Genomic DNA, 26,421 nt, shown 5'->3' with positions numbered 1-26,421 from the left:
AGGAACGAATGGAATTCTTGAGCAACTTGGCGGGCGGCATCTGGTCCAACCTGATCATATTCCTGCTTGTACTTACCCTCGTCGTATTTATCCACGAGCTGGGGCATTTTTTGGTAGCCCGCTGGTGTGGAGTTGGCGTCAAAGCCTTCTCGATTGGCTTTGGCCCAGAGATCTTTGGCTTTTACGACAAGCACGGCACGCGCTGGCGCTTCGCCTGGATACCGCTCGGCGGCTACGTCAAGTTCATGGACGACGATAACGCCGCTTCGATGCCGACACCCGAAGCGCTTGAGCGCATGTCGCCCGACGAGCGCAAGAGTTCTTTCCATGCCAAGCCGGTGTGGCAGCGCGCTGCCGTGGTAGCAGCCGGTCCTATCGCGAATTTCCTTTTGGCTATCGCGATTTACACCGGGCTCAACATGGCGGTCGGCATCCGGGTAATGCCGGCGTACGTTGAAAAGGTCGTTCCCGACAGCCCGGCAGCCAAGGCTGGCTTCGAGCCCGGTGACAAGATCGTGGCGATCGGGGAAGAACCGGTGGGGAGCTTCGAAGACCTGCAGCGGATCGTGGCGCCGAACGCTGGCAACGAATTGATTTTCAAGGTTGAGCGCAACAATCAGACCATCGACGTCAAGGTCACGCCTGCAATGGACGAGCAACGGGATCCGTTTGGCCGTACGTTCAAGCGGGGCCTTATCGGCATCCAGCGATCCAGCGCGCCGGACAAATGGCAGACCTTCTCGGTCGGTCCGATCGATGCCTTTGTTCGCGGCGTTCAGGAAACCTGGTCAAATATTACGCAGACAGTGGCCGGGATCGGCGACATGATTTCGGGCCGCCAGTCTTCCGAACAGATGGGCGGGCCGATCCTGATGGCCGAAGTTACCGCCAAGGTTGCAGGATTGGGGATTGAACCACTTATACGCTGGATTGCACTCATCTCGGCTAATATCGGCTTTTTGAACCTGCTGCCGATCCCGGTTCTGGACGGTGGTCATTTGATGTTTTACGCGGTTGAGGCGGTACGCCGGAAGCCATTGAGCGACCGCTTTCAGCAGGTGGGTTTCCAGATCGGTTTAGCATTTATCATCGCCTTGATGATTTTCGTGAATTTCAATGACTTGGCGATCTTCCTAAGGCGGATGCTCGGGGCAAGTTAGAAAGGTGGCCTGTGACGTATTCTTGCCACTTCCCGGCTGGTTGATGAATCGTTAAAAGACACGGTACTGGCTTGCGTTGGTCATGCTTCGATTCGGGAAGTCGAAGCCGGGGGCCGAGAGAAAACGCAGGGCGGTCAAGATGGGGCGAGTTAATTTTTACGTTCCACGTCAAGCAGATACGGTGCACCTCCGACGCCGACGGGGTGCATTGCATGGGGGTCGGCGGCAGACGAGGGCAAGACCGCGGATGCGAATTGTTCAGTTGATCGTGGCAGGCGCACTGCGGCTTTTGTTGTTAGCCGCGCTGGCCGGGCCGACAGTTGCGCTGGGGGGCGTGACGGTCTGGTCGAGCACGGCTCAGGCGCAGGGTGTTATCCGTGAAATTCAGGTCACGGGAAACCGCCGTGTCGAGCCAGAAACGGTTCGCTCCTATCTCACCATTTCACCGGGTGACACCTACACGGCTGCGAAGGCGGCTGAATCCATCAAGGCGTTGTTTGCAACGGGGCTGTTCGCAGACGTTTCGATCGACCCGCAGGGCGCAACGCTCGTCGTTCACGTCGTCGAAAATCCGGTCATCAATCAGGTTGCCTTCGAGGGCAACAGCGAAGTCGATACAGCGACTCTGGCCAGTGAAGTGCAGCTCAAGGCGCGCTCGGTTTTTACCAGGGCGCGCGTTCAGGCCGACGTTCAGCGCATCTTAGATCTTTATCGTCGACAGGGTCGCTTTGCAGCGACGGTCGAGCCGCAAATCATCGAGCTTGAGCAAGATCGTGTGAATCTCGTGTTCGAGATCAACGAAGGTGGAGCCACCAAGGTCAAAGGCATCAACTTCGTCGGCAATCACGCCTTCTCCGATAGCCAGCTGCGCGACATCATCTCTACGACGCAGACCGGCTGGTTCGACTTCCTCAAGGGTACGTCGATCTACGATCCGGATCGTATGTCGCTCGATCGCGAGCTGCTGCGTCAGTATTACCTTAAGAACGGTTATGCCGATGCCACAGTGACGGCGGGCAGCGCCGAACTCGATCCTGATGGTTCAGGCTTCATCATCACCTTCGCCATCGAAGAGGGTGAGGCCTACAACTTCGGCGCTGTGAATATAGAAAGCTCATTGCCGGAAGTGAACCCCGACGCCTACAAGGGTGATCTGCTCACGCTTTCCGGCGATGTTTACAACGCCTCGTTGATCGACAAGACGACGGAAAAGCTGACGCTTTCTATCGCGAGCCAGGGGTATGCTTTCGCTCGGGTTCGTCCTCGCGCGATCCCTGATCCAGCAAGCCGTACGATCGGCATCACCTATCAGGTCGATGATGGTCCGCACATCTACATTGAGCGCATCAATATCTACGGCAACGAACGCACCAAGGATTACGTAATCCGTCGCGAGTTCCGCCTTGCTGAAGGCGATGCCTATAATCCGCTCATGGTGGATCAGGCCAAGAAGCGGCTTGAGGCTCTCGGCTTCTTTAAGGCTGTGGCTGTCAAGCGCAGCCCGGGGTCCGCGGCCGACCGTGTCGTGCTCGACGTGCAGATTACCGAACAGTCGACAGGCGAACTGTCGTTCGGTGCGGGTTACTCGACTTCTGAAGGCGTAATCGGCGACGTGTCGATCACGGAGCGCAACCTGTTCGGTAACGGGCAGTTCGTGCGGCTGCGTCTTGCAGGCTCGGTTGAGCGAGCGCAGGTCGACTTGTCGTTCACGGAGCCGCGCTTCCTCGATCGGAATTTGTCCGCAGGCTTCGACCTTTATCATAAAGAAGTCGATATGCGCGATCAGGCGGGCTTCCGTCAGCGAAAGTCTGGTGGTCAGCTGCGGCTTGGTTTCCCGCTTGCTGAAAACCTTTGGATGCAGACGTCTTACGGACTGTCGCGCGACCAGATCTTCGACGTTGAATACAACGCATCTCGCGCCATTAAGGACGGCTGCGGCTTCGTTGTGACGGACCCAATAACGGGCCAGGGCAGTTGTACGCAAGATGCTTACTGGACGTCGTTGGTTGGTACCTCGATCACTTATGATGGCCGCAACCATCCGCGTAATCCGACCCGCGGCATCTACTTGCAGCTTGATGACGAGTTCGCAGGCCTGGGCGGCGATGTCTCCTACTGGCGTGTGAACGCAGAAGGCCGCGCTTACTATCCGCTGACCGAGAAGATCACTTTGATCGGCCGTGTCATCGGTGGTCATATCGAAGGCTGGGGTGGTGATGACGTTCGGCTGCTCGACATGTACTTCAAGGGTGGCGAGACGATCCGCGGCTTCGATCGTGCTGGCTACGGTCCGCGCGACCTGTTCACCGGCGACGCTCTGGGCGGCAAGACCTACTGGGCCGCAACGGCGGAAGTTCGCTTCCCGCTGCCCTTTATTCCTGAAGATATCGGGCTGTCGGGTGCGCTGTTCGCCGATGCTGGTTCGTTGTGGGGAGCGGGTGAATACGCGACGACGAGCAATAACTGCGCGGACAGCAGCACCTATACGAACGGCTCCTATAAGAACATCTGCCTCGCAGACGACTCTTCGATCCGATCGTCGGTTGGTGCCAGCTTGATGTGGAACTCGCCGGTCGGTCCGCTTCGTATGGACTTCGCCAAGGTTCTCACCAAGCAGACCTACGACGAAGAGCAGATGTTCCGCTTCGGTGCCTCGACCAAGTTCTAAGCTGCACGCGGCTGCGGCGCTTAGCGCGCCGGCATGAGGGCAGAAATACCCAAACGGCGCGCTGGCGGGCTTGCCAACGCGCCGTTTCTGTTCAAATGTCCCCGCCGGTTGAAGCCGGAACCCAGCAACCACCGGAGATAATGACGACGATGGATCATCCCGGCTTTTTCGAGCGCGCCGGTCCTTTCACGCTGGCAGAAGTGGCTCAAGCCGCAGGGGCAGAGCTTGCTGCGGGTGCCGATCCGTCTAGGAAGGTTTGCGACGTTCGGCCTCTTTCAGACGCCGGGCCGGATCAGATCAGTTTTCTCGACAATAAGAAGTACTTGCCGCAGTTGCTGACGACGCGCGCGGGTGCGTGCTTGGTTTTGCCTGGGTTTCAAGATCGGCTACCGGCGGGTACTGCGGGGCTGCTGACGAAGCAGCCCTATCACGGGTTCGCCAAAGCCCTTGCTTTGTTTTACCCAGATTCGATGCGGCCCTTGATTGCGACTCCAGGCTCGCCCGCTGTCGATCCAACCGCGCGCATCGAAGCAGGGGCTGAGATAGAGCCCGGCGCGGTTATCGGCCGAGAGGCACAGATAGGCCGCGGTGCGCGGATCGCAGCAGGTGCGGTCATCGGAGCGCGTGTCACGATCGGTCGAGGGAGCTACGTCGGCGCCTCGGCAACCGTATCGCACGCGCTCGTTGGAGACCGCGTCATTATCCATTCCGGCGTCCGCATCGGCCAGGATGGGTTCGGGTTCGCGATGGGACGGGCCGGACATCTCAAGGTGCCGCAGATTGGCCGCGTCGTCATTCAGGACGATGTTGAAATTGGCGCCAATACAACCATAGACCGGGGCGCCCTTAAGGATACAATCATCGGAGAGGGCACGAAAATTGATAATCTGGTCCAGATCGGGCACAACGTAATCATGGGCCGGCACTGCGTGATCGTTGCTCAGACTGGAATTTCAGGCTCTACGGAAATCGGCGATTTCGTCGTTATGGGCGGTCAATCAGGAACGGTCGGGCATATCAAAGTCGGGACCGGAGCACAGATCGCCGGAGGATCGCACCCCAAGGACGATGTGCCAGCAGGCGCCCGATACGCCGGTACGCCAGCCAAGCCGCTAAGGGCTTGGGCGCGGGAAATTGCGTTGCTGAAGCGGCTTGCGGAACGCGATAAGGACGCGCGTCACGAGGATCCGTCAGGCGGCGATATTTGAATTTGCAGATGATCTACGCCGGCCCGCGCGGGCCAACGCATCGGTGCTGGCCTGGAGGCCGCGGGAGTATGGAAGAAGATGGACGATAAGACGACGCAGACCGCTCTTGGAACGGCAGACATCAACCGTGTGATGAAGCTGCTACCGCACCGCTATCCCTTCCTTCTGGTCGATCGCATGTACGACATGAAGGGCGATGAAAGTTGTGTAGGGGTCAAGAACGTCACCATCAATGAGCCATTCTTTCAGGGTCACTTTCCGCAGTATCCGGTGATGCCGGGAGTGCTGATCATCGAGGGCCTCGCGCAGACGGCGGGCGCTTTATGCGTCTCCTCCATTGGCGAAAGCTATCAGGCGGAGCTTGTCTATTTCATGGGCATCGACAATGCGAAATTCCGCAAGCCCGTGCTGCCCGGCGATCAGCTGCACTATCACGTCACCAAGGTTCGCAACCGTGGTCGCGTTTGGCGCTTCAAAGGCGAGGCAAAGGTGAACGGCCACGTGGTGGCAGAGGCAGAGATCAGCGCGATGCTGGCAGATACGGCGGATGCGCGCGCATTTGCGAGCAAGCATGGCTGAGCCTGGGATTCATCCAACGGCCATCATTGAGCCGGGCGCCCAGCTCGGCGCTGGCGTCAAGATCGGGCCCTACAGCATGGTCGGGGCCGATGTCACGCTGGCGGACGGGGTCGAGCTTGTCAGTCACGCCGTGGTGGCGGGGACGACTTCGATCGGTGCACGCACCAGAATTTTTCCATTCGCCTCGATCGGGCATCAGCCCCAGGATCTCAAGTACCACGGCGAGCCATGCTCGTTGACTGTGGGCTCGGACTGCATCATCCGCGAAGGCGTGACGATGAATCCGGGAACAGAAGGGGGCGGCTCGGTCACGGTCATCGGAGATAGGTGCGCATTTCTCGCCAACAGCCATGTTGGTCACGACTGCCACGTCGGCAACAACGTGATCTTCTCAAACAATGTGATGCTGGCGGGACATTGTGACGTTGGAGATTTTGCGATCATTGGCGGCGGTGCAGCCGTGATCCAGTATGCGCGTGTCGGACCGCACGCCTTCGTCGGTGGCATGTCCGGTTTGGAGAATGACCTGATCCCCTACGGAATGGCGCTCGGCAATCGCGCCTACCTTTCGGGTCTCAATATCGTGGGGCTGCAGCGCCGCGGTTTTTCGCGCACGGACATTCACGACCTGCGCCGCGCTTACCGGCTGCTGTTCGCGGCCGAAGGCACCTTGATGGAGCGCCTCGATGATGTGGCTCAAGAGTTCTCAACGCACCCGATCGTGCAGGAAATCATCGCCTTCATCCGCAAGGGCGGCAAGCGTTCGCTGTGCACGCCGAGGAACGCCGAGGACGGCTGAGGCCGTATCATGAATGTGCCGGGGGCCGTGTCTGGAACCGTGATGCACCTGGGCATCGTGGCGGGTGGTGGATCGCTGCCGCTGGAAATTGCGCGCTCGGTTACGACGCGGGGCGGTACGGTCTATGTCGTCATGATCGAAGGCGAGGCGGACGACGCCTTGCGCAACTTCCCCCACACGATCTTGAATTGGGCGGAGCTTGGTCATGCAGTGCGTGCAATCAAGCGTGCCGGGATGCGTGACATGGTGATGGTCGGCCGCATGAGCCGCCCATCGTTCCTCACCGCCAAACCCGATTTCGGTTTCTTGTTTTCCCTACCCCGTATTGTGAGCGCGCTGCGCGCCGGCGGAGACGATGCAGTCTTGCGTGGTGTGGTGGGGCTGTTTGAATCGCGAAAGCTGCGCGTCCTTGGTGTGCACGATGTCGCGCCCGAGTTGTTGTTGTCAGAAGGTCCGATCGGGTTTCATCATCCCCAACCGGTGCATGAGCCTGACATTTTGGGTGGTTTCGATCTTGTCGCCGCTCTTGGGCGCTTCGACATTGGCCAGGCTGTTGTCGTCAGCGGGGAGCGCGTTGAAGCAATCGAGGGGGCGGAAGGCACCGATCGTATGCTGGCGCGCGTTCGCGAACAGCGTATTGCACAAGGTGCGGATCCCGATCAGATGCGCTATGGCGTTCTCGTCAAACGGCCCAAACCGGGACAGGATCCAAGACTCGATCTGCCCGCCATAGGGCCTGACACCGCACAAGGCGTCATCGCGGCCGGGCTGGCAGGCATCATCGGCGCGAGCAATCAAGTGCTGGCGGCAAGCCGGTTTGAAATGCTGGAGCGCGCCGACCGCGCGCAGATTTTCATTGCCGGTATTCCCGCACCGCCGGCTCCCGAAGCCTTGCCGGAACCCGATGTGGTCGAGCCCATCGTGTTTGGTGGCTATTCCATTCCGCCAGAGTGTGTGAGCGATGTCGAAACAGGTGTGCACATCATGGGCACGCTCGACGCGTTTTCGACTGGAAGCGCGGTGGTGATTGCTCACGGGCGAGTGCTTGCCATCGGCGCGCGTGAACCGAGCGCTCAGGTGCTGGAGCGCGCGCGGCCCTTCTTGAAGCGCAAGAAGAGCGATGGTGTTCTGATCATCAGCCCGAACGAGTCACTCGACGAACCGTTGATCCGTCAGGCCGCTGCGTCGGGCATCGCGGGTATTATAGTGATGTTCGGTCCGGGCGATGGAGCGGCGCACAAGGGGCCCGTGCTCGACGTGGCGGATCGCTTCCGCTTGTTTGTAGCGGGCGCTGCCACCGATCCAAAAGTTGCGGCCTTCTGATGACCACGCACGACCAGGCGGCTTTACGATTGTTTCTCGTCGCAGGCGAGCATTCGGGCGATGCACTTGGTTCTAAGCTGATGGCGGCGCTAAAAACCGCTCGCGGAGCAGACGTGATTGCTTTCGCCGGGGTCGGCGGAGACGAAATGGCGCACGAGGGACTGACGTCGCTCTTTGCAATGGAAGACGTCGCGGTGATGGGCCCGACCCACATCATTCCAGCGCTGCCCCGTATCGTGCGGCGCGTCTACCAAACGGTGGCTGCGGCGCGGGCCTTCAATCCCCATGCGGTCGTCATCATCGACAGCCCCGAATTCACCCATCCAATTGCCAAACGTATTCGCAGGCGTATGCCGCAAGTTCCGATCATCGATTACGTGTCGCCGAGCGTATGGGCATGGCGATCTGGCCGGGCAAAGAAAATGCGTGGCTATGTCGATGAGATTCTGGGACTGCTCCCCTTTGAACCTGAAGCGCATAAACGGTTGGGCGGGCCACATTGTACTTACGTCGGCCATCCGCTGATCGAACGGTACGACGAGATTCAAGGCGCCGACTCGAAGGGGCTGGCGCAGCGCCTCGGCATCGCGCCAGATCGCAAGGTGCTGATCGTTCTTCCCGGCAGTCGGCGTTCCGAGGTCGATCGCCTCGTCAGCGTGTTCGGGGAAACGATTGCACGGCTTCGTCAATCGGGCCTGGATTTCGCTTGCCTCGTGCCGGTCGTCTCGCATCTCAAGGACAAGATTGCCGCCGCAACTTCAAACTGGCCTGGCGATGTTCACTTGGTCACGGGTGCCTCCGAAAAATATGCAGCCATGCGTCTTGGCACCGTGGCGCTTGCGGCTTCAGGTACCGTCACCTTGGAGCTTGCCCTTGCTGGACTTCCGATGGTCGTGGCCTACAAGATCGATGAGGTTACAGCCATCATCGTGCGCCACCTGATAACAACCGACACCGCCATACTTGCCAATCTTGTGCTCGGTGCGGAACGACCGTTCCCACAGTTCATTCAAGAAGACTGCACAGCCGAAAAACTTGCCGACGCAGTCGGCGTGTTGATGACGGATACACCGGAGCGGCGCGCGCAGCTGGAGGCCCTTGGGCGCGTTCCAGGCAAACTGTTGTTGTCTTCCGGTAGCCCCAGCGAGGCAGCCGCGCGCGCGGTGCTCTCAGTCGTCGATCGCGCCAAGCAACAAAGCTCTTGATGAAGGAAAGGGCCCGGCATGAAGCCGAGCCCTTCGATTTTCTGGATCGCGTGAAGGCGTCTCTTATTCGGCCGGGAAGTCACGGCGCGGATGGCCGACATAAAGCTGGCGCGGACGCCCGATGCGCTGCTCCGGATCTTCGATCATTTCCTTCCACTGCGCGATCCAGCCGACCGTGCGTGCGACGGCGAAGAGCGCAGTGAACATAGAAACCGGGAAGCCCATCGCGCGCAGCGTGATGCCGGAATAGAAGTCGATGTTGGGGTAGAGCTTCTTTTCGACGAAGTACTCGTCCTGCAGCGCGATGCGCTCCAACTCCATTGCCACCTTGAGCAGCGGATCGTGCTTCGAGCCAACGGCGTCGAGAACCTCGTGGCAGGTCTTCTGCATGACCTTCGCGCGCGGGTCGTAGTTCTTGTAGACGCGATGTCCAAAGCCCATCAGGCGGAAGCCGGAAGTCTTGTCCTTGGCCTTTTCGATGTACTCGGGGATGCGATCGACCGAGCCGATCTCCTGAAGCATGTTGAGGGCTGCTTCGTTAGCGCCGCCGTGCGCTGGGCCCCACAGGCAAGCGATGCCGGCCGCGATGCAGGCGAACGGGTTTGCGCCCGATGAGCCTGCGAGACGCACCGTCGATGTGGAGGCGTTCTGTTCATGGTCGGCGTGCAGGATGAAGATACGATCAAGCGCGCGAGACAGCACGGGATTGACGATGTAGGGCTCGCACGGCACGGCAAAGCACATCTGCAGGAAGTTCGATGTGTAGTCCAAATCGTTGCGAGGATAGATGAAGGGATGGCCCATCGAGTACTTGTAGGCCATGGCCGCGATAGTCGGCATCTTCGCGATCATGCGGTGCGAGGCGATCTCGCGCTGGCGCGGATCGTTGATGTCGGTGGAGTCGTGGTAGAAAGCCGAAAGCGCGCCGACCGTTCCGACCATAACCGCCATAGGGTGGGCGTCGCGGCGGTAGCCGGTAAAGAAGCGGGTCATCTGCTCGTGCACCATCGTGTGGTTGGTGATGGTGCGGCGGAAGTTGATGAACTCGGCGTTGGTCGGCAGCTCCCCGTAGAGCAGCAGATGGCACACCGAGAGGAAGCTGGTGTTCTCCGCGAGCTGCTCGATGGGATAACCACGATAGAGCAGCTCGCCCTTATCGCCGTCGATGAATGTGATTTTGCTCGCGCAGTTCGCTGTCGATGTAAAGCCTGGATCGTACGTGAAGCACCCCGTATGGCGGTAGAGGCTGCCGACGTCGATCACATCAGGACCGATGGTGCCGGATCGCATTTCCAAGTCTACGTTTTTGCCACCTGCGGTGAGGTGGGCGGTGGGAAGTTCAGTTGCGGGCTTGTCGTTGTGTGCGTCCATCCGTGGTCTCCCGAACTGGCCGCTCAAAGGCGGCGATCTTGATGAGATGCAGCGCGTGTTGCGCCGCAATGGCGGCCGGGCGGCAGCCTCTTGGGGGTTTCCCGCGCAACCTTTGGAGCACGGGAATTTATTGACGTTTATTCCACATTTTGCAGTGCGGCAATATCATCGTTAGGCGGGTGGGGTACGCAAAACCCCTTAACCTAGCCCCGCCTCTGTCACTTTAGGCTGTCAGATATGCGTGCAACGGCTTCCTGAGGGCCTAGGACGGCCATTACGTCGAAGACTGGCGGCGACACGCTGCGCCCGGTGAGTGCCGCACGCAAGGGCTGGGCAACTTTCCCAAGCTTTGCGCCCGTCTCTTCAGCGTAAGTTCGCACAATGGCCTCAAGCTCCACCGCGGTCCAAGCCGGGGCGTCCTGGAAACGGGTCAGCAAGGCCGCAAGTGTTGCCTTGGCCTCGGCGTCGATCAGCTTTGCGGCTTTTGCGTCGGGCTTTAGCGGCCGGGTGGCGACCAGATAGAGCGCACCCTGGATCAACTCGGCAAGTGTCTTGGCTCGCTCCTTGAGTGAGGGAAGGGCGGCTGCGAGCTTGTCCCAGCCCACCAATTCAAACCGAGCGGCCAGCTCTTGGCCACGAGAAACGCCAGAAAGCTGTGCTGCGACTTCGCCAGCAAGTGCAACGTCGGCGCGCGGCGGAGCCTTGGGATCGATCTCCAACGAGCGAAGAGCATCGAAGTCGAGGTGAGGGAGCATATCCTTGATACGCGCCATCAGCTCCGCATCGTCTGAGCGGCGTATATAATGACCATTGAGATCGTCGAGCTTCTTGAAGTCGAAGCGCGCCGCGCTTTTGTTGATGTCGTCGATGTCGAACCACGCAACAAGCTGGTCCGTCGACATGATCTCATCGTCTCCATGGCTCCATCCCAGCCGCACCAGATAGTTGCGCAGCGCGATCGGCAAATAGCCCATGGAGCGATAGTCCTCCACGCCCTGCGCACCGTGGCGCTTGGACAGCTTGGCCCCATCCGCACCGTGAATGAGCGGCACATGCGCAAAGTCCGGCACACTCCATCCCATGGCGTTGTAGATTTGGGTCTGGCGTGCGGTATTGGTCAAATGATCGACCCCGCGAATGACATGCGTGATGCCCATGTCGTGGTCATCTACGACGACAGCGAGATTGTAGGTCGGGTTGCCGTCCGAACGCAGGATGATGAGATCGTCGAGATCCTTGTTCGGAAACGTCACATGTCCTTGGACATGATCGTCAACGACCGTCTCGCCATCGCGGGGCGCCTTGAGACGAACCGTCGGTTTTACGTCCTTGGGCGCGTCCTTCGGATCGCGATCGCGCCAAGGTGACAGATAAATCTGCGGGCGGCCCTCGGCTTTCGCCGCCTCCCGCGCGGCATTGATCTCCTCCGGAGAGGCATAGCAATGATACGCTGCCCCGCGTTTGAGCAGCTCGTGTGCCACCTCGCGATGACGGTCGGCGCGTGCGAATTGCGATACCGCATCCCCGTCCCAATCAAGCCCCAGCCATTTGAGGCCATCGAGGATTGCGTCCACCGCCGCCTCGTTGTTGCGTTCCCGGTCGGTGTCTTCGATGCGCAGCAAAAACTTTCCGCCTCGTCCTTTGGCGTAAAGCCAATTGAACAAAGCGGTTCGTGCGCCGCCGATATGAAGATAGCCGGTGGGCGAGGGAGCAAAACGCACCGTTGGCGCGGCTTTTTTAGAGGCCTCGGACATAAGGACCTTTTATGTTGGTTAGCGATGCGGGATGTCGGAAACCCGTGTAGCATGGCTTGAAGGGGTGACGCAAAGGGGCGCGCTTTTAGCGTAGTGCAATGAGTATGCCGGGGGAGATCGACGCTGCGACTGCGCCCGCGCCCCAAATCCCGCCATTGGCGGCTTTTCGTGTCGCGCTCGACGCGGAACGTCCCCGCTTCTTTCTGTGGGCCCCGGTCTGGCTCGGAGCCGGGATCGCCACGTACTTTGCGTTGCCCTTGGAGCCACAACTCATAACGGCTCTGGCGCCATCGGTGCTCGTCGTATGTCTGCTTATGGCTTTGTCACGCGGAACCCTGGCCGCCTCACTTGCCGTTGGTCTGCTGCTGTCGAGCGTGGGGTTCCTTTCAGCAAAGCTGCGCGTCGAATATGTCCGCGCGCCGGTGCTGCTGAAGCAGCTCAATAATGTGGAAGTTGTCGGGCGCGTCGAGCGCGTCGAACCTAAAGAGCCGCGCGGAGAGCGCATTACAATCCGCGTCGAGGCGCTTGGCGGACTTAGTGCAGACGCACGGCCAGATCGTGTGCGGGTGCGCACGCTGCGCACAAGAAGCGGCTCGGACGTCCGAGCGCTCACGTCAGGCGTGCGCGTTCGCCTGAAAGCAACACTGTCTCCACCTGCGAGCCCCGCCATTCCCGGTGGCTTCGACTTTGCACGTGCCGCTTGGTTCGAGCAGCTGGGGGGTGTCGGCTATACCTATTCGCCAGTTGAAATTCTTCCCTCCGCGCCAGCACCGGATTGGTCGGCGCGCTACAATGAAATCATCGAGGATGTACGTGGCGCTCTCAACACGCGTATCAGAGCCGTGTTGCCCACCGAGACGGGAGCGATCGCCGCAGCCCTGATCACAGGCGAACGCGGCGGCATATCGCAAGCCACCAACGATGCGTACCGGAACGCCGGGCTGTTTCACATACTTTCTATCTCGGGCCTGCACATGGTGATCATGGCTGGTGCAGTGTTCTTCAGCGTCCGGTTGTTGCTTGCGGCCGTTCCCGGAATAGCCTTGCGCTATCCCATCAAGAAATGGGCGGCTGTCGCTGGCATCGCCGGAGCACTTGCATATCTGGCTATTTCGGGCGGTGCATTCGCGACCGTGCGCAGTGCGGTCCAGATCATAATCATGTTCCTAGCGGTTCTACTCGATCGCCCCGCGCTTGCCTTGCGAAACGTCGCGCTTGCCGCCTTCATCATATTGCTGGTCTTCCCAGAGAGCCTGTTCGATCCGGGATTTCAAATGTCTTTTGCCGCCGTCACTGGCCTCATTGCGGCCTACGAGGGCGTGCGTAACCGCTTTGCAAATCCAGGCGAGGCGCATCCCATTCTGCATGTTGCGATGTTCTTTGGCGGCATCGTGCTGTCCACGCTCGTCGCAAGCTTTGCCGTTGCCCCATTCGCCGCCTACCATTTTCACCAAAGCCAGCAGTACGCCGTGATCGCCAATCTGTTGGCGATCCCGATATGCAATTTCGTCGTGATGCCGGCAGCCCTTGCGGCGCTGCTGTTGATGCCGCTTGGCCTTGAGGCCGTCGCTCTGGTGCCTATGGGCGCTGGGATCGACACCATGACGTGGTGCGCAGGTTTGGTTGCCAAGCTACCCGGTGCAGTCGCGCGCGTGCCGGCGATACCCACCCAGGCTTTCATGCTGATCGTAGCAGGCGGACTATGGCTGATCATCTGGCGCGGTCCGGCGCGAGCGCTGGGCGTCGGCCTTGCCATTGGCGGCTTGCTTCTGGCTCCTACGTTGCCCAAGCCCGATATTCTCATTGCACGCGGGGGAGAACTGGTCGCGGTGCGCGGTGAGGACGGCGCGCTTTCCGCTCTGCCTGCGCGTCGCGCCAAATTCGAGCTCAGCCGGTGGCTGGAGCACGATGGCGACAAGCGCACGGCGCGCGAGGCCGCTAATGCCCAAGCGTTCAAATGTGACAGCATCGGCTGTGTTGCGCGGCTTAAGGGGATGCGGCTTGCTGTGGCCCGTCATCCCTCGGCGATCGGCGACGACTGTGCCAACGCCGATATCGTCGTGCTCAACGTGCCCAGGCCGAAGCGGGGATGTCCGGCACGCGGAACGGTCATCGATTTCTTCGACGTTTGGAGACAGGGCACTGTCGCGCTCTATCTGGAGGATGGCCGAGAAGGCAGCGCCGATCCTGGCTTCGCGGACACGTTGGAAGTCGGCCTGCAACCGGCTTCCGCGCACAAGCGATCCGTCCTGCGTATCGACACTGTCGCGCTTCACCGCGGCGAACGGCCATGGTCGCAAAGACGCAGTCCGGTGGCGCGGAAAGACCAAGCGCCGATTCCGAGGATTAAACAGGCAATTTCGGGCGCGCCCAGTGTCGCAATGCCAGAAAAGTCTTCGACGGATCGTGCGGTCGAGAAGCGGCGAGCGCAGCGCCTGCCGCACTATGCGAAGCGCCCGGAATGGCTTTCCCCATTGCCGCCGCGTCCGGAGATTGAGGATGACGACGGCAGCGAGGATCAGGAAGAACTAAGCTTCGACCCGTTGGAGCCCTCAAACGACTGAGTTGGCCACGCCGCCCCGTAATGCAGCTCGCTACCGAAGCGGGGTCTAATCCAGGTTGCTCAATAGCGGCGCAGAAGGCCGACGAGACGGCCTTGGATATCGACCTGATCAGGTCCGAAAATGCGCGTCTTGAACTCAGGGTTGGCCGCCTCAAGAGCGATCGTGGAACCCTTCTTGCGCAAACGCTTCAAGGTTGCCTCTTCCTTTTCGACCAGAGCCACGACGATATCGCCATTCTCGGCGCTGTCGCAGCGGCGGATAATGACCGTATCGCCGTCGTGAATGCCGGCCTCGATCATGGAATCGCCTTTCACCTCAAGGGCGAAGTGCTCCCCGTTTGTGAGCAGATCGGGTGGAACGGCGATGTCATGGGTATGGTTCTGGATTGCGGAAATAGGCGTGCCCGCCGCGATCCGACCCATGACCGGCACAGATACGGTCCGGGAATCGATGATGAGCGAGGCAGGCGGTGCGGCAACATTTGGCTTTGGGGGCCCCGAACCTTCAATGACGCTAGGTTGAAAGCCGCGCTTCTGGGCCGCCATCGTCTCGTTCTCAGGTAACTTGATGACCTCGATGGCGCGCGCGCGGTGCGGCAGGCGGCGGATGAAGCCACGCTCGACAAGGGCCGTGATAAGGCGGTGAATGCCCGACTTCGACTTGAGATCCAGAGCGTCCTTCATCTCATCGAACGAAGGCGGCACGCCGCGCTCTTGCATGCGTTCATGGATGAACAAGAGCAGCTCTTTTTGTTTCTCAGTCAGCATCGGGCGTCCTTGTTGGCATTTCACACGCCACGCCAACGCATTAAGAGCCGGCGGCTACAGCGTGCTTGCTGGTGCAAATCACGAATGTACCCTACACGTTCCTTAATCGTTCCGCAAGGCCGCCCCGGAGCTATTTTCCGATCCGGTCGCCAGTGCGCTCGTAGGGATCTTGATCGGGCGGGATGGGATCGTTGTTGGTCGGCATATTGCCGCTGCAGCCGGCAATCAGAGGAACAACTAGAACGGCGAGGATTGCAGACAAGGCATGTGCCGTGGTCCGCCGATTCTGGGTGCCGCGAATTGAGTGGCCGTGATCAGACATAGGGTACGTCCTCTGCAGGCTTATGACGTCACGATCGGGAACGTCTCGAAAATCAGTTTTGGGAGAAGGCGGCCTCTGCCTTGCGCCTATCTATTGATTTGGCTCAACAATGGAGGCGGGTACGGAAAGAATGGATTTGCTGAGTTGCTGGGCAGCGTCGATGATGCCGGCCTTGCCGACTTCTTCCGACGCCAAACCGCGGCCGATCGCCGAGATTACAGCCCCCGATTCGGCGAACTTGTCATGGTTGAGCGGGTCGCCGGACTGGATATTGCTCAAGTCGATGACGCGCACGTTGTAATGGGCAGCAGCGGCGATGACGCGCGGGTCGGAGGCGGACACGATGCCGACGCGCTTGACGTCGCCAGCGAGCAAGGTGGACACGCTCAGAGCCTTGTCATCGCCCGAGACCATCACGGTGACAGGCTTGCGAAGATGACCGATAACGTCGAGCTGTGTGCGGAACACGTCGACGTCGATGTCCGGCGAGGCAAGCACCACGTTGTTGAGTTTGCCACCGAAGTCGCCATGCCCCTTCATTTTGGCCTGCCGCAACGCCTCAACCGCGAGCCAGTTACCCATGGAGTGGGCCAGCAGGTTGATTTCATGGACCTCGGGAATGGCGGCGATCTCGAGCAGCGCGTGTTCCAGATAGTCGCGGGAGTATTCGGTCGACTCGCGGTCGGCGAGATAGAGCTGCGTCTTGCCGCGTGAAGGCCATGAGAACAGCACGCCCGTCTGTTCGATGTTGCCATCATGCAAGATCTGCGCGAACCGGTAGACACTCTCCTGATAGAGATTGTTATAGCCATGCACGAACACGAGCACCGCGCCGGCTTCGGGGCCGCCGCTGCGGGCGCGCTGTCGGATGCGCGCAATGAACTGCTGCTCATCCAGGGCCTCGCGGTCCGTGGTCATGAAGTTCATGGCGGGGTCGGCGGGGCCGGTATCAGGCCATTCGACTTTGCCGAGCTCGTGGTCGCGTGGAATCGAGACTTGCAGAGCTTCGTAGTTGAGCCGATCGGAGCGGTCTGCGGACATGGCCGAAGGGTCGTCCGGCTTGCCACGCATGCGGGTGGTCGCAACCAGTAGGTTGGCCTTGGCGGTGTAGGAAGGATTGTGCGCAGCTGGCCATAGAACACGGTCTGGCGGGCGCGGCGCGCATCCAACAAGAAGCAGCAGGCCTGCTGCCAGCAAAAGACTTATTCGTCGATATGCCATTGGCGCCTTAAACAACCGAATTCTTAAGGCTTCTAGCTTTTGTAGGAACGCGGTGGAAGGGCTCCTTACGTCGCCAGCGAAAGTCGTTCCAAGAGGCGTATCAAAAATGTCGCTGTTGATGCCCAAGGCCGCGTCTGGCGCCGATTGAGTGGGCCTTCTTGCCCCGCGACTTCAGCTCAAACTGAGAAGTTTGCCCTCGATCTGTACCTTGCATGAATCGAGATTGAACAGGATTTCATCGATATCGTGGATCTGGCTTTCAAGCTCAGCGATGGATCGCTTTGGCGCGCGGGCCTGGACCTTGCCGAAAAGGCGACGAACGGCGGCAAAAACACCGGATTTGCTTCGAGTGGTGCGACCGCCTTCTGCTTTTTCCGCGGCGACTTTGGCCTTTTTTTGTTGGTACATCAACGCGCGACGCTTGAGGCCGAACTCGTTTTTCTTTTGCCGGATTTCCTTCAAGGCGCTCTTGCCCTCGGCCGCTGTCGTGACCGCAGCATGCACCTCGGTTCCGAGGATCGAGATATAGCGTGCGGGAGACAACTTCATTCCGGGCCGGTTCCTCTTGCGCGGCCATTTCTATAACGGAATCGCTGCAAACGGAAAAGCTCGTCAGAAATCAAAGGGAAGCACGTTGACGGTGGTGCCCTCGGGGAGCGCGGGCGAATTAGCCGGGATGACGGCGAGGCAGTTGGACATGGTGAGCGCCCGCACGAAGGCGCTGTCCTGGCTCTCAAGGGGGGTTACCTGCGGGTGCGCTTTGGAGGTGTCGAGGACGGCGCGCATGTAGTGCTCGCGTGGCCCGTTTGCAGGCAACGGTTTTGCCAGCCGTGCTGGAACGGGGGCAAGCGTATCCCGCCGTCCGAGAAGACGAGCAATCAACGGGATCAAAAAGACGCGCCCGCCGATCATCACCGATAGCGGATTGCCCGGCAGACCCAGCACGCGTGTTGCGCCCTTGCGACCGAAGAACACCGGTTTTCCGGGTCTCATGGCGATCTTGTAGAAATCGAGAGAGGCGCCCCACGCTTCAAGCGCGGGTCGGACAAGATCGTGATCGCCGACAGAGGCGCCCCCGGTTGTCACAAGCACATCGGCATCGGCCGCTTCGGCAAATTTCATCGCCAGATCGTCCACGTCGTCACGCGCAATGCCGATGGGGCGCGGATCGCCGCCCGCTGCTGCGACCATGGCAGCGAGGCCGTAGGTGTTCGACGCTACGATCTGCCCTGCCATCGGGCGATCGGAAGGTTCGACGAGTTCGTCACCGGTGGCGAGAATGGCAACCACGGGACGGCGCACCGTGGCCAGCATGGCATGACCCGCTGAGGCCGCCAGCAGGAGATGGCGTGGTGTAAGGCGTGTGCCAGCGGTAATGACTGTGTCGCCTTCGTGGAAGTCGTCGCCGCGCCAACGCAGGTTAGCGCCGTTGCGCGGGCTTTCCAGAATGGTGACGGTTTCTCCGCTTGCCGAAGTAACTTCTTGAATGACGACGGTGTCGGCGCCATCGGGTATCGCCGCGCCGGTAAAAATTCGCACCGCTTCGCCAGGGCGCACACTTCCCGCGAACGGCCATCCGGCGGCGCTTTCGCCGATGACTTTCAGGGTTGGTGCGTTCGCGCCAAGATCAGCCGCGCGCACCGCGTAACCGTCCATTGATGAGGCATCAAAGGGCGGATTTGTCAGGGCCGCCGCCAGATCGTGCGCCAAGGTGCGCCCGGCAGCATCGAACAGCCCAACCTGTTCGGGACCGAGCACAGCCACCCCGTCGAGGATGCAGGCAAGCGCCTCATCGGCGGATAGCGTTGCGGATTTGCTGGCTGGGGGCACGGTCACGGTCGATGTCATGATGGCACAGATTAGCTGACTTTTTCGTCGTTGCCAGCATCCGCCTTATTCCGATTATGGCTTGGGCTGCCTGTGGGCCAGTGTTTCTGTGGGCCAGTGTTTCTGGGGCCCGTGTATTTGGCCTGCGTTCAACTCTTGGCCAGCGCATCGCGCTGTTTGACAAGATCGGCCAACAGAGCTTCCTGATCGGCGATGCGATCGGCCGTCCGGGATTCGTCTGCCGCGCCCGAATAGGCGGCCGCCTGTTCGACCAGCGTGCGCAGGTTCTCGCGCACAGCCGCGATTCGCCGGTCCAATTCGATAAGGTCTGCTTCGTCAGCCATGGTGTCTCCCGGATCTATCTTCTTGTCTTTTTTGTTATAGCCATCGCGTGAGCGCATTCGCAGCTCTTAAGGTGGCGATGGGGGTTGAATGTAGTGGGAACCGCCGAATGCCGACAGGGTTCCTCAGCGTCGTTGCGAATATCCTTAACGCGCTCCTGCCGCCTTCCAATGCCCACTCTTGCCGCCCATCTTTTCGACAAGGGCGATGTCGCGAATAATCATACCCTTATCCGCAGCTTTGAGCATGTCGTAAATGGTGAGGCAGGCGACGCTGACGGCGGTCAGCGCCTCCATTTCAACGCCGGTTTGGCCTGCGACCTTCACCTCAGCGGCGACGTGGATTCCGCAAGGCTCGTGGGAAAGCGTGAAGTCGACGCGCGCCTTAGTGATGGCGAGCGGATGGCAAAGCGGGATGAGGTCGGAGGTCTTTTTTGCAGCCATGATACCGGCAATGCGCGCGGTTGCCAGCACATCGCCTTTCTTGGCTTCGCCCGTTTCAACGAGCGCGAGCGTATCCGGCTTCATCTCGACAAATCCCTCCGCCCGCGCGGTTCGCTCGGTGACGTCCTTGCCCGACACGTCCACCATGCGCGCGGCGCCCTTTTCATCGAGATGAGAAAGTTTCTTGGTATATTGATTAGTCATCGTTGATGGCTCGCACTCCAGGGCGAAAATCCTCCATTGAGGGACAATCCTCTAGGCTTTTTCGCGCCGCGATGGAAGTCGGATGACCTGGGGGCGCGCGCGGGTTACAAATCGGGCCGGAAATCGGGCGGATGTCATGCAGGAAGAGCAAGCAACACATCTTAGAGCCTTAGCACTCGTCCCGCTGCCGCAGGATATGCGATCGTCGATCCTGAACTGGCTCGGCATCCTGGGCGGCACCCTCACGCTTTTTGACCATTTCAAGCAGGTTCTGACGCTGTCGGAGTGGGCAGCATTTTTGATGCAGAAGTGGTCTGCATGGACCCACGCGGTGTGGAGCACGATCTTCGGCTGGCTTTCGATCGATCTGCCTCCGCAATGGTCGCCCGTATTGACGTTCATGGCGTTCTTGACGGCCGCGATCTTGGGGACATTGCGTGCGATTCACCTGGGCCGCAAGGCGGGTGTGTCTGACGAGTTGCCAAGCCTTTCGTGGCAAACGATCGTGGACAACAAGTATCCGCTGGCGGTAGGCGGTCTCCTCGCCGCTGTTGCGCTAGGTCTCATCATCGATTGGCGAGTGGGCATCCCAACGGGTCCGGTGATGGTTGCGGCCTTGCTGATGGTCGTTCTTGCAGCCAGGGACAAGCTCGCGGTGGCGCTGTGTGTCACGCTGTTTGCCATCTGCTTCTTCGCGCTCGTGCCGGTGCCTTTGAGTGCGCTTTACGGCGGTAGGATCGGCGTTTTTCTTGATCCGTTTTCCGAGGCCCTGACGAGCGCCCTGCGTGCGACCTTCATCGCCATGCTCATTTCAGTGCCGATACTTGTTGCGGCCTTGTTTTTTATGCCCGCGCGCCGCCTGAATACGAAATTCATCTTCATGCTTGTCGGGCTTGCCATTCTACTCGGGCTGAATGCCATCGCGGAAACCGGCCTGCCGGAAAAAATGGGCGAAACACCTGTCGAGGCCAAGCCCTAGGTTCGCGTAACGACGATGTTCACGCGAGCAGGGTCTTGGTCGCTGCCGCGACGTCGTCCTGACGCATCAGGCTTTCACCGACGAGATAGGTGTGGACGCCCACTTTCGAAAGGCGAGCCAGATTGGCAGGCGTGAAAATCCCGCTCTCGCCCACCACGATGCGGTCGTTCGGCACTTTCGGAGCGAGTTTCTCCGTCGTCTCCAACGTCACGTCAAAAGTCTTGAGGTTGCGATTGTTGATTCCGATGAGACGGCAATCGAGTTTCAAGGCGCGATCCATCTCCTTGGCGTCGTGGACTTCGGCAATGGCGTCCATGCCCCAGTCCTTGGCGGCTGCCGCGAGATCGGCGGCGAGCGCGTCGTCAACCTCCGCCAGAATGATGAGAATGCAATCGGCGCCCCATGCGCGCGCCTCGGCCACTTGGTAGGTATCGATCATGAAGTCTTTGCGCAGCACAGGCAATTTCGTCGCTGCGCGTGCTGCAATGAGATAATCGGGCGCGCCCTGAAATGATGGCGTGTCCGTGAGGATCGACAGACAGGCCGCGCCACCCGCCTCATATGCCTGTGCAAGCGCGGGCGGATTAAAATCGGCGCGGATCAGTCCCTTGGAGGGCGATGCCTTCTTGATCTCGGCGATGAGGGCGGGTTTGTGCGCCTTGAGCTTGGCCTCGATGGCACCCGCAAACGGTCGCACGCGCGGTGCCGAGCGGGCGTACTCAGCAATGACGCGCAGAGGCTTCAGAATTTTGGCGCGCGCCACTTCTTCGCGCTTGTAGGCGGTAATCTTTTCGAGAATATCGGCCATCGGATCCGCCGGGCAATGTGTGTCTGATTGGGTGGTAGTGGCCCCGCTCGGGCCGGTCAAGACCGCAACTGGAGCCCGGGACAGCCTAAAGCCACAGGATCGACGCGGCGGCGCTATCAAGGGGTGTCCCGACCGCTTGGGCGGTGCTATACGGCGCGCAAGCCCGATACAACACGAGATTCGAAGCCGTGACCGATAATTCTCAGACCGCCGCAGGCCCGGCGGCCGCGGAGACCGCCTTAACCGATGCCACTCCCGCCCAGAGTGGTGCGCCCAAGTCCATCATGGAACGCGAGATCGCGCGTCGGCGCACCTTCGCAATCATTTCACATCCTGACGCTGGCAAGACGACGCTGACTGAAAAGCTTCTGCTGTTTGGTGGCGCAATTCAGCTTGCTGGCCAGGTGAAGGCCAAGGGCGACAAAAAGAACACGCGCTCGGACTGGATGGCCATCGAGCGTTCGCGCGGCATCTCGGTGGTGACATCGGTGATGACGTTCGAGTATGGCGGCGCGGTCATGAACCTGCTCGACACGCCGGGCCACGAAGACTTCTCCGATCAGACCTATCGCACGCTCACCGCCGTCGATAGCGCCATCATGGTGATTGACGCTGCCAAGGGCATCGAGGCGCGCACGCGCAAGCTGTTTGAGATCTGCCGGATGCGCGATATTCCCATCGTGACGTTCATCAACAAGATGGACCGCGAAGCGCGCGAGCCGCTGGAATTGCTGGACGAAATCTCCAGCGTGTTGGCGCTCGATACCGCGCCTATGGTGTGGCCCATGGGGTCAGGCCGCGACTTCAAAGGAACCTATGATCTTTCGCGTGCGCGCGTGAACCAAATGGACAGCGATGCGCACGACTTAGGCCAACTCTCCGGTCCCGACGATCCAGCCATCACCGAGTTGATGGGTGAGGAGGCAGCCGCGCGCTGGCGCGAGGAAGTCGACTTGGTGCAGGGGGCGTGCGGGCAGTTCGATCTGGAAGCCTTTCGTCATGGCACGCTGACGCCGGTCTACTTCGGTTCTGCGCTTAAGAATTTCGGCGTGCGCCAAATTCTTGATGCGTTCGTGAACTTTGCACCGTCGCCGCGCGCTCAGAACGCGGCCCACCGTACCATCGAAGCCAACGAGCCGGCGATGACGGGCATCGTCTTCAAGATCCAGGCGAACATGGATCCCAACCATCGCGACCGCATCGCGTTCATGCGCGTGACGTCCGGCAAACTTTCGCGCGGTATGAAGGCGACGGTTTCTCGCACCGGCAAGGTTATGGCGCTTCAGGCGCCTCAGTTCTTCTTCGCTCAAGATCGCTCGATTGCCGAGGAGGCTTATGCTGGCGATATCGTGGGCATTCCCAATCGGGGGCTGTTACGCATCGGCGACGCGCTGACCGAGGGTGAGAACGTTGCGTTCCTCGGCATTCCCAACTTCGCGCCGGAAATTCTGCGCCGTGTGCGGCTGGAAGATGCGATCCGTGCCCGCAAGCTACGCGAAGCCCTGATAGAGATGGCTGAAGAGGGTGTGGTGCAGATTTTCTCGCCGGTCGATGGCACCCAGCCCATCGTCGGGGTCATCGGCGCCCTGCAGCTCGACGTGCTGGCCGAGCGTTTGAAGAACGAATATGGCCTGCCGATCGCATTCGAGAGCGCGCCGTGCGAGGTGGCGCGTTGGATGTCGGCTGATGATCCCAAGGTATTGCAGGCGTTCATCGACAAGAACAAGTCGAAGATCGCTGAGGATCAGGACGGCGATAAAGTCTATCTTGCCGAAAGCGCCTTCTCGCTACGCTGGGCGGCGGACAAGAACCCTGACATTCAGTTTACCGACGTAAAAACGATCCGGACGGGGTGAGGGGCACCTCAGAAGTTTCGTCACATAGCGCAAAGGGTGCTCAAGATGGACGCGAATGAGTTGCGCGCGCTGCAAGCGCCGCTCAAGGAGAGATACAAGGCGGATCCGGCTACGGCCATGATCACCATGCGGGCCACCGGAACGCTGGATGATGCCGCGGTTGCCTGCCGTCTTGATATTGATCGCGCAATGGCGACTGCGGGTTTGCACCCGGCGGCAGGCGGGACCGGCGCGGAGTTATGTTCCGGCGACATGCTGCTTGAGGCCCTGGTCGGGTGTGCCGGGGTGACGCTCAAGGCAGTCGCCACGGCGATGGGCATTGAGATCGCACACGCCACCGTCACGGCCGAAGGCGAGTGCGATTTTCGCGGCACGTTGGGCGTGGACAAGACAGCCCCCGTCGGCTTCCAAACGATCCGGCTCGTTTTCGACATCAAGTCCGATGCGCCGAAAGAGCAGGTGGATCAGCTCATCAAGCTGGCCGAACGCTATTGCGTCGTCTACCAGACGCTGCTTCATCCGCCGGCCGTGACAGTCTCGGCGAAAATGGGTGGTGCTTAGGGCCGATCGCGTGCGCGGCAATAGGGATCGTCAGCCGTCGTTGGTGACGGCAACCAGCTTGTCGAGTGCCCGAGCGGCGGCGCCGCTGTCGATGGCGGATGCGGCGAGCCGCACGCCATCTTCCAAGCTGGCCGCTTTGCCGGCCACGATTAACGCGGCAGCCGTGTTGAGCAGCACGATATCGCGATAAGGTCCGGTTTCGCCCAACAAGAGCGCGCGCATCTTGGCGGCGTTGACGTTGGCATCGCCGCCTTTGAGTTCCGCTAGGCTGGCGCGCGGCAAGCCGGCGTCTTCCGGCGTGATTTCGAAGACGTGGATATTTCCATCGACCAACTCTGCGACGGTCGAGGGGCCGGTGGTTGTCAGCTCGTCCATTCCGTCGGCGCCGTGCACCACCCAGGCATGAACCGAGCCGAGGTGCTTCAGCGTTTCGGCCATGGGCTCAAGCCACTTGCGGTGATAGACGCCGAGCACCTGGCGCTTGACGTTGGCCGGATTGCACAGCGGCCCCAGCAAATTGAAGATCGAGCGAATGCCAAGATCCGCACGGATCGGCGCCCACAGTTTCATGGCCGGATGATGCATGGGGGCCCAAAGGAAGCCGACGCCGGACGTGTTTATGGAACGCGAAACGATCAACGGCTCGATGTCGATTTTAACGCCGAGCGCCTGCAAAACATCGGATGCGCCCGAAAGCGAAGAGACTGACCGATTGCCGTGTTTGGCGACTGGAACGCCCGCGCCAGCGGCAACGATGGCGGCTGCGGTGGAGACGTTATACGTACCGTGGCTGTCGCCGCCGGTCCCGACAATATCGATCGCGTTGGGCGGAGCTTCCGCCGGCGTCATGCGGGCGCGCAACAGACGCGCCGCTCCGGTGATTTCAGGAACTGTCTCACCGCGCACGCGCAGCGCCATCAGGAACCCGCCGAGCTGAACCGGCGTGGCGACGCCCGACATCAGCAGATCAAGCGCCTCTTCCATCCCCGAGGCAGTAAGGGTTTCGCCGTCTGCGATCCTGTTCAGCAGGCGCTTGAGTTGGTTGGCGGGCATCAAGATCTCACTCAGGCGGCGCGTTTCTTGGGCGCAAATCCAGCAAGCGCGAGGAAATTAGCGAGCAGCGCGTGGCCTTGCTGGGATGCGATGCTTTCAGGATGAAATTGCACGCCATGCACGGGATGCGTTTTGTGCTGCAGGCCCATGATGATGCCGTCGTCGGTTTGCGCCGTCACCTTCAGGCAATCCGGCAGCGTGGCGCGCTCGACGATCAGAGAATGATAGCGCGTAATCTCGAACGACTTCGGCAGTCCTTTGAAAATGCCCTCACCCGTGTTGGTGATGGTTGAGAGCTTGCCGTGCATAGGCTGGGGCGCGCGGATTACCTTGCCGCCGTAGCTTTGTCCAATCGACTGATGGCCAAGGCACACGCCCAGCAACGGGATGGTCGGCCCGGCGGCTTTGATCAAGTCGAGGCAGACGCCGGCTTCGTTGGGCGTACACGGTCCCGGCGAGAGCACGATGGCCCTTGGCTTGTTGGCCATCACCTCGTCGACGGTGATCTTATCGTTGCGCACGACCACGCTCTCAGCACCAAGCTCGCCCAGGTAATGGACGAGATTGTAGGTAAAGCTGTCGTAGTTATCGATGAGTAGCAGCATGGAAAAAGGGTGTAGGGTGCGGACTTCGTACCGTCAAGGAGGGCCATGGCCTGAGTGACACTCTGATGACGTCCAGGAGCCTCCAGCGACCTTTTACGGGCAGTCTTGCATACCATCCCTGCAAGAAAGAGGAGGGACGAGGGCGCTTGCTTTACGCTTGCTGTGGCAGTCCGGCCTCGAAGCCCTTTTTTGGGGTCCAGAACGCGGTCAGCCGCCCATCCCCGCTTCGCACGTCGCGCCAATGGGAGCGTTTGAGCTCCATCGCCACCAGGGCCGCAGTCGGCAGGTTGTCCTGAAGAGCGGTAAGTGCTGCGGTCTCGCCCTTGCCTGCCAGAGCAACAGCGAGTTCGTGCAAGCCCGGATTGTGTCCGATGATGAGAATACATTCGTGTACGTCGCGTGTGTCGCGCAAAACCTCAATCAGCGTCATGAAGCTCGCCAAATACAACTTGTCGTCGGTAACGATCTCGATGTGGGGCGCAAGCTGCATTTCCGGCAACGCGAGATCGAGCGTCTCGCGTGTGCGTTTGGCCGATGAGCACAAAATGAGTGTGGGCTTAAGCCCTATATGTGCGATGGCTTGCCCGGCCAGCGGGGCCGCATTCAGCCCGCGCGCATTCAACGGCCGGTCGAAATCGTCGTCCACCGGCGCGTTCCAATCAGACTTGGCATGGCGAAGGATCGCGAGCGTGAGCATAGAAGAGCCGCTTTTCGCTGGTTGTTCGCGAGCACCATAGACAAAGGGGTTTGCGCCGCCAACCGTTATCCGATTTCCAGTTGTCGTGGTTAAGACGCCAAGGAT

The 26,421-nt window shown here is 60.3% G+C and carries 24 protein-coding genes; 11 read left to right on the top strand and 13 right to left on the bottom strand.

The features are described from left to right. The first annotated feature begins 8 nt into the window (after positions 1–8). From rseP to lpxB, 7 genes are all read left to right on the top strand, one after another. On the top strand, positions 9–1,160 hold the full coding sequence (gene rseP / locus R3D51_08435; protein MEZ5899507.1) for an RIP metalloprotease RseP: 1,152 nt from the start codon (positions 9–11) through the stop codon (positions 1,158–1,160). Positions 1,161–1,407: 247 nt separating this feature from the next. Beyond that, entirely contained in the window at positions 1,408–3,828 is a 2,421-nt protein-coding gene (gene bamA / locus R3D51_08430; protein MEZ5899506.1) for an outer membrane protein assembly factor BamA, read from the top strand. Between the two features lie 149 nt (positions 3,829–3,977). Further along, on the top strand, positions 3,978–5,036 hold the full coding sequence (gene lpxD / locus R3D51_08425) for a UDP-3-O-(3-hydroxymyristoyl)glucosamine N-acyltransferase (protein MEZ5899505.1): 1,059 nt from the start codon (positions 3,978–3,980) through the stop codon (positions 5,034–5,036). Positions 5,037–5,114: 78 nt separating this feature from the next. Beyond that, on the top strand, positions 5,115–5,615 hold the full coding sequence (gene fabZ / locus R3D51_08420; protein ID MEZ5899504.1) for a 3-hydroxyacyl-ACP dehydratase FabZ: 501 nt from the start codon (positions 5,115–5,117) through the stop codon (positions 5,613–5,615). Then, positions 5,608–6,414, top strand: coding sequence for an acyl-ACP--UDP-N-acetylglucosamine O-acyltransferase (lpxA, locus tag R3D51_08415; protein MEZ5899503.1), 807 nt, complete (start codon positions 5,608–5,610; stop codon positions 6,412–6,414). The genes fabZ and lpxA overlap by 8 nt, the downstream gene beginning before the upstream one ends. A gap of 9 nt (positions 6,415–6,423) precedes the next feature. After that, positions 6,424–7,737: a UDP-2,3-diacylglucosamine diphosphatase LpxI gene (gene lpxI, locus R3D51_08410; protein ID MEZ5899502.1), complete on the top strand. Its 1,314-nt coding sequence runs from the start codon at positions 6,424–6,426 to the stop codon at positions 7,735–7,737. Further along, positions 7,737–8,942 (top strand): lipid-A-disaccharide synthase, encoded by a 1,206-nt coding sequence (gene lpxB, locus R3D51_08405; protein ID MEZ5899501.1) that lies wholly within the window; start codon positions 7,737–7,739, stop codon positions 8,940–8,942. The genes lpxI and lpxB overlap by 1 nt, the downstream gene beginning before the upstream one ends. Before the next feature lie 63 nt (positions 8,943–9,005). On the opposite strand, the gene gltA is transcribed toward lpxB, so the two are convergent. Beyond that, complete coding sequence (gene gltA / locus R3D51_08400) at positions 9,006–10,313, bottom strand: citrate synthase (protein ID MEZ5899500.1); 1,308 nt, start codon at positions 10,311–10,313, stop codon at positions 9,006–9,008. Positions 10,314–10,531: 218 nt separating this feature from the next. Next, entirely contained in the window at positions 10,532–12,067 is a 1,536-nt protein-coding gene (gene gltX / locus R3D51_08395) for a glutamate--tRNA ligase (protein MEZ5899499.1), read from the bottom strand. A 98-nt stretch (positions 12,068–12,165) separates the two neighbouring features. Between gltX and R3D51_08390 the strand changes: the two genes are divergently transcribed. Further along, positions 12,166–14,631, top strand: coding sequence for a ComEC/Rec2 family competence protein (locus R3D51_08390; GenBank protein MEZ5899498.1), 2,466 nt, complete (start codon positions 12,166–12,168; stop codon positions 14,629–14,631). A gap of 59 nt (positions 14,632–14,690) precedes the next feature. Here R3D51_08390 and lexA read toward each other — a convergent pair whose 3' ends face one another. The 7 genes from lexA to moaC form a co-directional block, all read right to left on the bottom strand. Then, positions 14,691–15,398, bottom strand: coding sequence for a transcriptional repressor LexA (gene lexA / locus R3D51_08385; GenBank protein MEZ5899497.1), 708 nt, complete (start codon positions 15,396–15,398; stop codon positions 14,691–14,693). A 130-nt stretch (positions 15,399–15,528) separates the two neighbouring features. Beyond that, positions 15,529–15,720, bottom strand: a complete 192-nt coding sequence (locus R3D51_08380; GenBank protein ID MEZ5899496.1) for a hypothetical protein — start codon at positions 15,718–15,720, stop codon at positions 15,529–15,531. 90 nt (positions 15,721–15,810) lie between these two features. Beyond that, positions 15,811–16,791 carry an alpha/beta fold hydrolase gene (locus R3D51_08375; GenBank protein MEZ5899495.1) on the bottom strand — a complete coding sequence of 327 codons (981 nt, stop codon included), beginning with the start codon at positions 16,789–16,791 and terminating at the stop codon, positions 15,811–15,813. A gap of 321 nt (positions 16,792–17,112) precedes the next feature. Further along, a complete protein-coding gene (locus R3D51_08370) occupies positions 17,113–17,490 on the bottom strand; it encodes a hypothetical protein (protein MEZ5899494.1) in 378 nt (125 codons plus the stop codon). A 63-nt stretch (positions 17,491–17,553) separates the two neighbouring features. Continuing rightward, positions 17,554–18,777 (bottom strand): molybdopterin molybdotransferase MoeA, encoded by a 1,224-nt coding sequence (locus R3D51_08365; protein ID MEZ5899493.1) that lies wholly within the window; start codon positions 18,775–18,777, stop codon positions 17,554–17,556. A gap of 140 nt (positions 18,778–18,917) precedes the next feature. After that, positions 18,918–19,112, bottom strand: coding sequence for a hypothetical protein (locus tag R3D51_08360; protein ID MEZ5899492.1), 195 nt, complete (start codon positions 19,110–19,112; stop codon positions 18,918–18,920). 144 nt (positions 19,113–19,256) lie between these two features. Further along, a complete protein-coding gene (moaC, locus tag R3D51_08355) occupies positions 19,257–19,757 on the bottom strand; it encodes a cyclic pyranopterin monophosphate synthase MoaC (GenBank protein MEZ5899491.1) in 501 nt (166 codons plus the stop codon). A 136-nt stretch (positions 19,758–19,893) separates the two neighbouring features. Between moaC and R3D51_08350 the strand changes: the two genes are divergently transcribed. Continuing rightward, complete coding sequence (locus tag R3D51_08350; protein ID MEZ5899490.1) at positions 19,894–20,736, top strand: hypothetical protein; 843 nt, start codon at positions 19,894–19,896, stop codon at positions 20,734–20,736. A gap of 19 nt (positions 20,737–20,755) precedes the next feature. Here the strand turns inward: R3D51_08350 and trpC are convergent, their stop codons facing one another. Then, positions 20,756–21,544: an indole-3-glycerol phosphate synthase TrpC gene (trpC, locus tag R3D51_08345; GenBank protein MEZ5899489.1), complete on the bottom strand. Its 789-nt coding sequence runs from the start codon at positions 21,542–21,544 to the stop codon at positions 20,756–20,758. Between the two features lie 284 nt (positions 21,545–21,828). Here trpC and R3D51_08340 point away from each other — a divergent pair, with 284 nt between their 5' ends. Then, positions 21,829–23,400, top strand: coding sequence for a peptide chain release factor 3 (locus R3D51_08340; protein ID MEZ5899488.1), 1,572 nt, complete (start codon positions 21,829–21,831; stop codon positions 23,398–23,400). A gap of 45 nt (positions 23,401–23,445) precedes the next feature. Further along, positions 23,446–23,961 carry an OsmC family protein gene (locus tag R3D51_08335; GenBank protein MEZ5899487.1) on the top strand — a complete coding sequence of 172 codons (516 nt, stop codon included), beginning with the start codon at positions 23,446–23,448 and terminating at the stop codon, positions 23,959–23,961. Positions 23,962–23,991: 30 nt separating this feature from the next. Here R3D51_08335 and trpD read toward each other — a convergent pair whose 3' ends face one another. The 3 genes from trpD to R3D51_08320 all read right to left on the bottom strand — a co-directional run bounded on the left by trpD (position 23,992) and on the right by R3D51_08320 (position 26,316). After that, positions 23,992–25,014, bottom strand: coding sequence for an anthranilate phosphoribosyltransferase (gene trpD, locus R3D51_08330; protein MEZ5899486.1), 1,023 nt, complete (start codon positions 25,012–25,014; stop codon positions 23,992–23,994). An 11-nt stretch (positions 25,015–25,025) separates the two neighbouring features. After that, a complete protein-coding gene (locus R3D51_08325) occupies positions 25,026–25,619 on the bottom strand; it encodes an aminodeoxychorismate/anthranilate synthase component II (protein ID MEZ5899485.1) in 594 nt (197 codons plus the stop codon). Positions 25,620–25,770: 151 nt separating this feature from the next. Beyond that, positions 25,771–26,316 carry a histidine phosphatase family protein gene (locus R3D51_08320; GenBank protein MEZ5899484.1) on the bottom strand — a complete coding sequence of 182 codons (546 nt, stop codon included), beginning with the start codon at positions 26,314–26,316 and terminating at the stop codon, positions 25,771–25,773. Positions 26,317–26,421: the final 105 nt, after the last annotated feature.

This window comes from Hyphomicrobiaceae bacterium, assembly GCA_041397645.1.
In the GTDB taxonomy this organism is placed as follows: domain Bacteria; phylum Pseudomonadota; class Alphaproteobacteria; order Rhizobiales; family Hyphomicrobiaceae; genus Hyphomicrobium_B.
The sequence above is the reverse complement of the archived record's forward strand: the minus strand, read 5'-3'. Positions and strand labels throughout refer to the sequence as shown.

What these genes read in the sequence shown, in the direction of transcription:
- rseP (MEZ5899507.1), top strand. Translation starts at nt 9, where the DNA reads ATGGAATTCTTGAGCAACTTGGCGGGCGGCATCTGGTCCAACCTGATC.
- bamA (MEZ5899506.1), top strand. Translation starts at nt 1,408, where the DNA reads ATGCGAATTGTTCAGTTGATCGTGGCAGGCGCACTGCGGCTTTTGTTG.
- lpxD (MEZ5899505.1), top strand. Translation starts at nt 3,978, where the DNA reads ATGGATCATCCCGGCTTTTTCGAGCGCGCCGGTCCTTTCACGCTGGCA.
- fabZ (MEZ5899504.1), top strand. Translation starts at nt 5,115, where the DNA reads ATGGACGATAAGACGACGCAGACCGCTCTTGGAACGGCAGACATCAAC.
- lpxA (MEZ5899503.1), top strand. Translation starts at nt 5,608, where the DNA reads ATGGCTGAGCCTGGGATTCATCCAACGGCCATCATTGAGCCGGGCGCC.
- lpxI (MEZ5899502.1), top strand. Translation starts at nt 6,424, where the DNA reads ATGAATGTGCCGGGGGCCGTGTCTGGAACCGTGATGCACCTGGGCATC.
- lpxB (MEZ5899501.1), top strand. Translation starts at nt 7,737, where the DNA reads ATGACCACGCACGACCAGGCGGCTTTACGATTGTTTCTCGTCGCAGGC.
- gltA (MEZ5899500.1), bottom strand. Translation starts at nt 10,313, where the DNA reads ATGGACGCACACAACGACAAGCCCGCAACTGAACTTCCCACCGCCCAC.
- gltX (MEZ5899499.1), bottom strand. Translation starts at nt 12,067, where the DNA reads ATGTCCGAGGCCTCTAAAAAAGCCGCGCCAACGGTGCGTTTTGCTCCC.
- R3D51_08390 (MEZ5899498.1), top strand. Translation starts at nt 12,166, where the DNA reads ATGAGTATGCCGGGGGAGATCGACGCTGCGACTGCGCCCGCGCCCCAA.
- lexA (MEZ5899497.1), bottom strand. Translation starts at nt 15,398, where the DNA reads ATGCTGACTGAGAAACAAAAAGAGCTGCTCTTGTTCATCCATGAACGC.
- R3D51_08380 (MEZ5899496.1), bottom strand. Translation starts at nt 15,720, where the DNA reads ATGTCTGATCACGGCCACTCAATTCGCGGCACCCAGAATCGGCGGACC.
- R3D51_08375 (MEZ5899495.1), bottom strand. Translation starts at nt 16,791, where the DNA reads ATGCGTGGCAAGCCGGACGACCCTTCGGCCATGTCCGCAGACCGCTCC.
- R3D51_08370 (MEZ5899494.1), bottom strand. Translation starts at nt 17,490, where the DNA reads ATGAAGTTGTCTCCCGCACGCTATATCTCGATCCTCGGAACCGAGGTG.
- R3D51_08360 (MEZ5899492.1), bottom strand. Translation starts at nt 19,112, where the DNA reads ATGGCTGACGAAGCAGACCTTATCGAATTGGACCGGCGAATCGCGGCT.
- moaC (MEZ5899491.1), bottom strand. Translation starts at nt 19,757, where the DNA reads ATGACTAATCAATATACCAAGAAACTTTCTCATCTCGATGAAAAGGGC.
- R3D51_08350 (MEZ5899490.1), top strand. Translation starts at nt 19,894, where the DNA reads ATGCAGGAAGAGCAAGCAACACATCTTAGAGCCTTAGCACTCGTCCCG.
- trpC (MEZ5899489.1), bottom strand. Translation starts at nt 21,544, where the DNA reads ATGGCCGATATTCTCGAAAAGATTACCGCCTACAAGCGCGAAGAAGTG.
- R3D51_08340 (MEZ5899488.1), top strand. Translation starts at nt 21,829, where the DNA reads ATGGAACGCGAGATCGCGCGTCGGCGCACCTTCGCAATCATTTCACAT.
- R3D51_08335 (MEZ5899487.1), top strand. Translation starts at nt 23,446, where the DNA reads ATGGACGCGAATGAGTTGCGCGCGCTGCAAGCGCCGCTCAAGGAGAGA.
- trpD (MEZ5899486.1), bottom strand. Translation starts at nt 25,014, where the DNA reads ATGCCCGCCAACCAACTCAAGCGCCTGCTGAACAGGATCGCAGACGGC.
- R3D51_08325 (MEZ5899485.1), bottom strand. Translation starts at nt 25,619, where the DNA reads ATGCTGCTACTCATCGATAACTACGACAGCTTTACCTACAATCTCGTC.
- R3D51_08320 (MEZ5899484.1), bottom strand. Translation starts at nt 26,316, where the DNA reads ATGCTCACGCTCGCGATCCTTCGCCATGCCAAGTCTGATTGGAACGCG.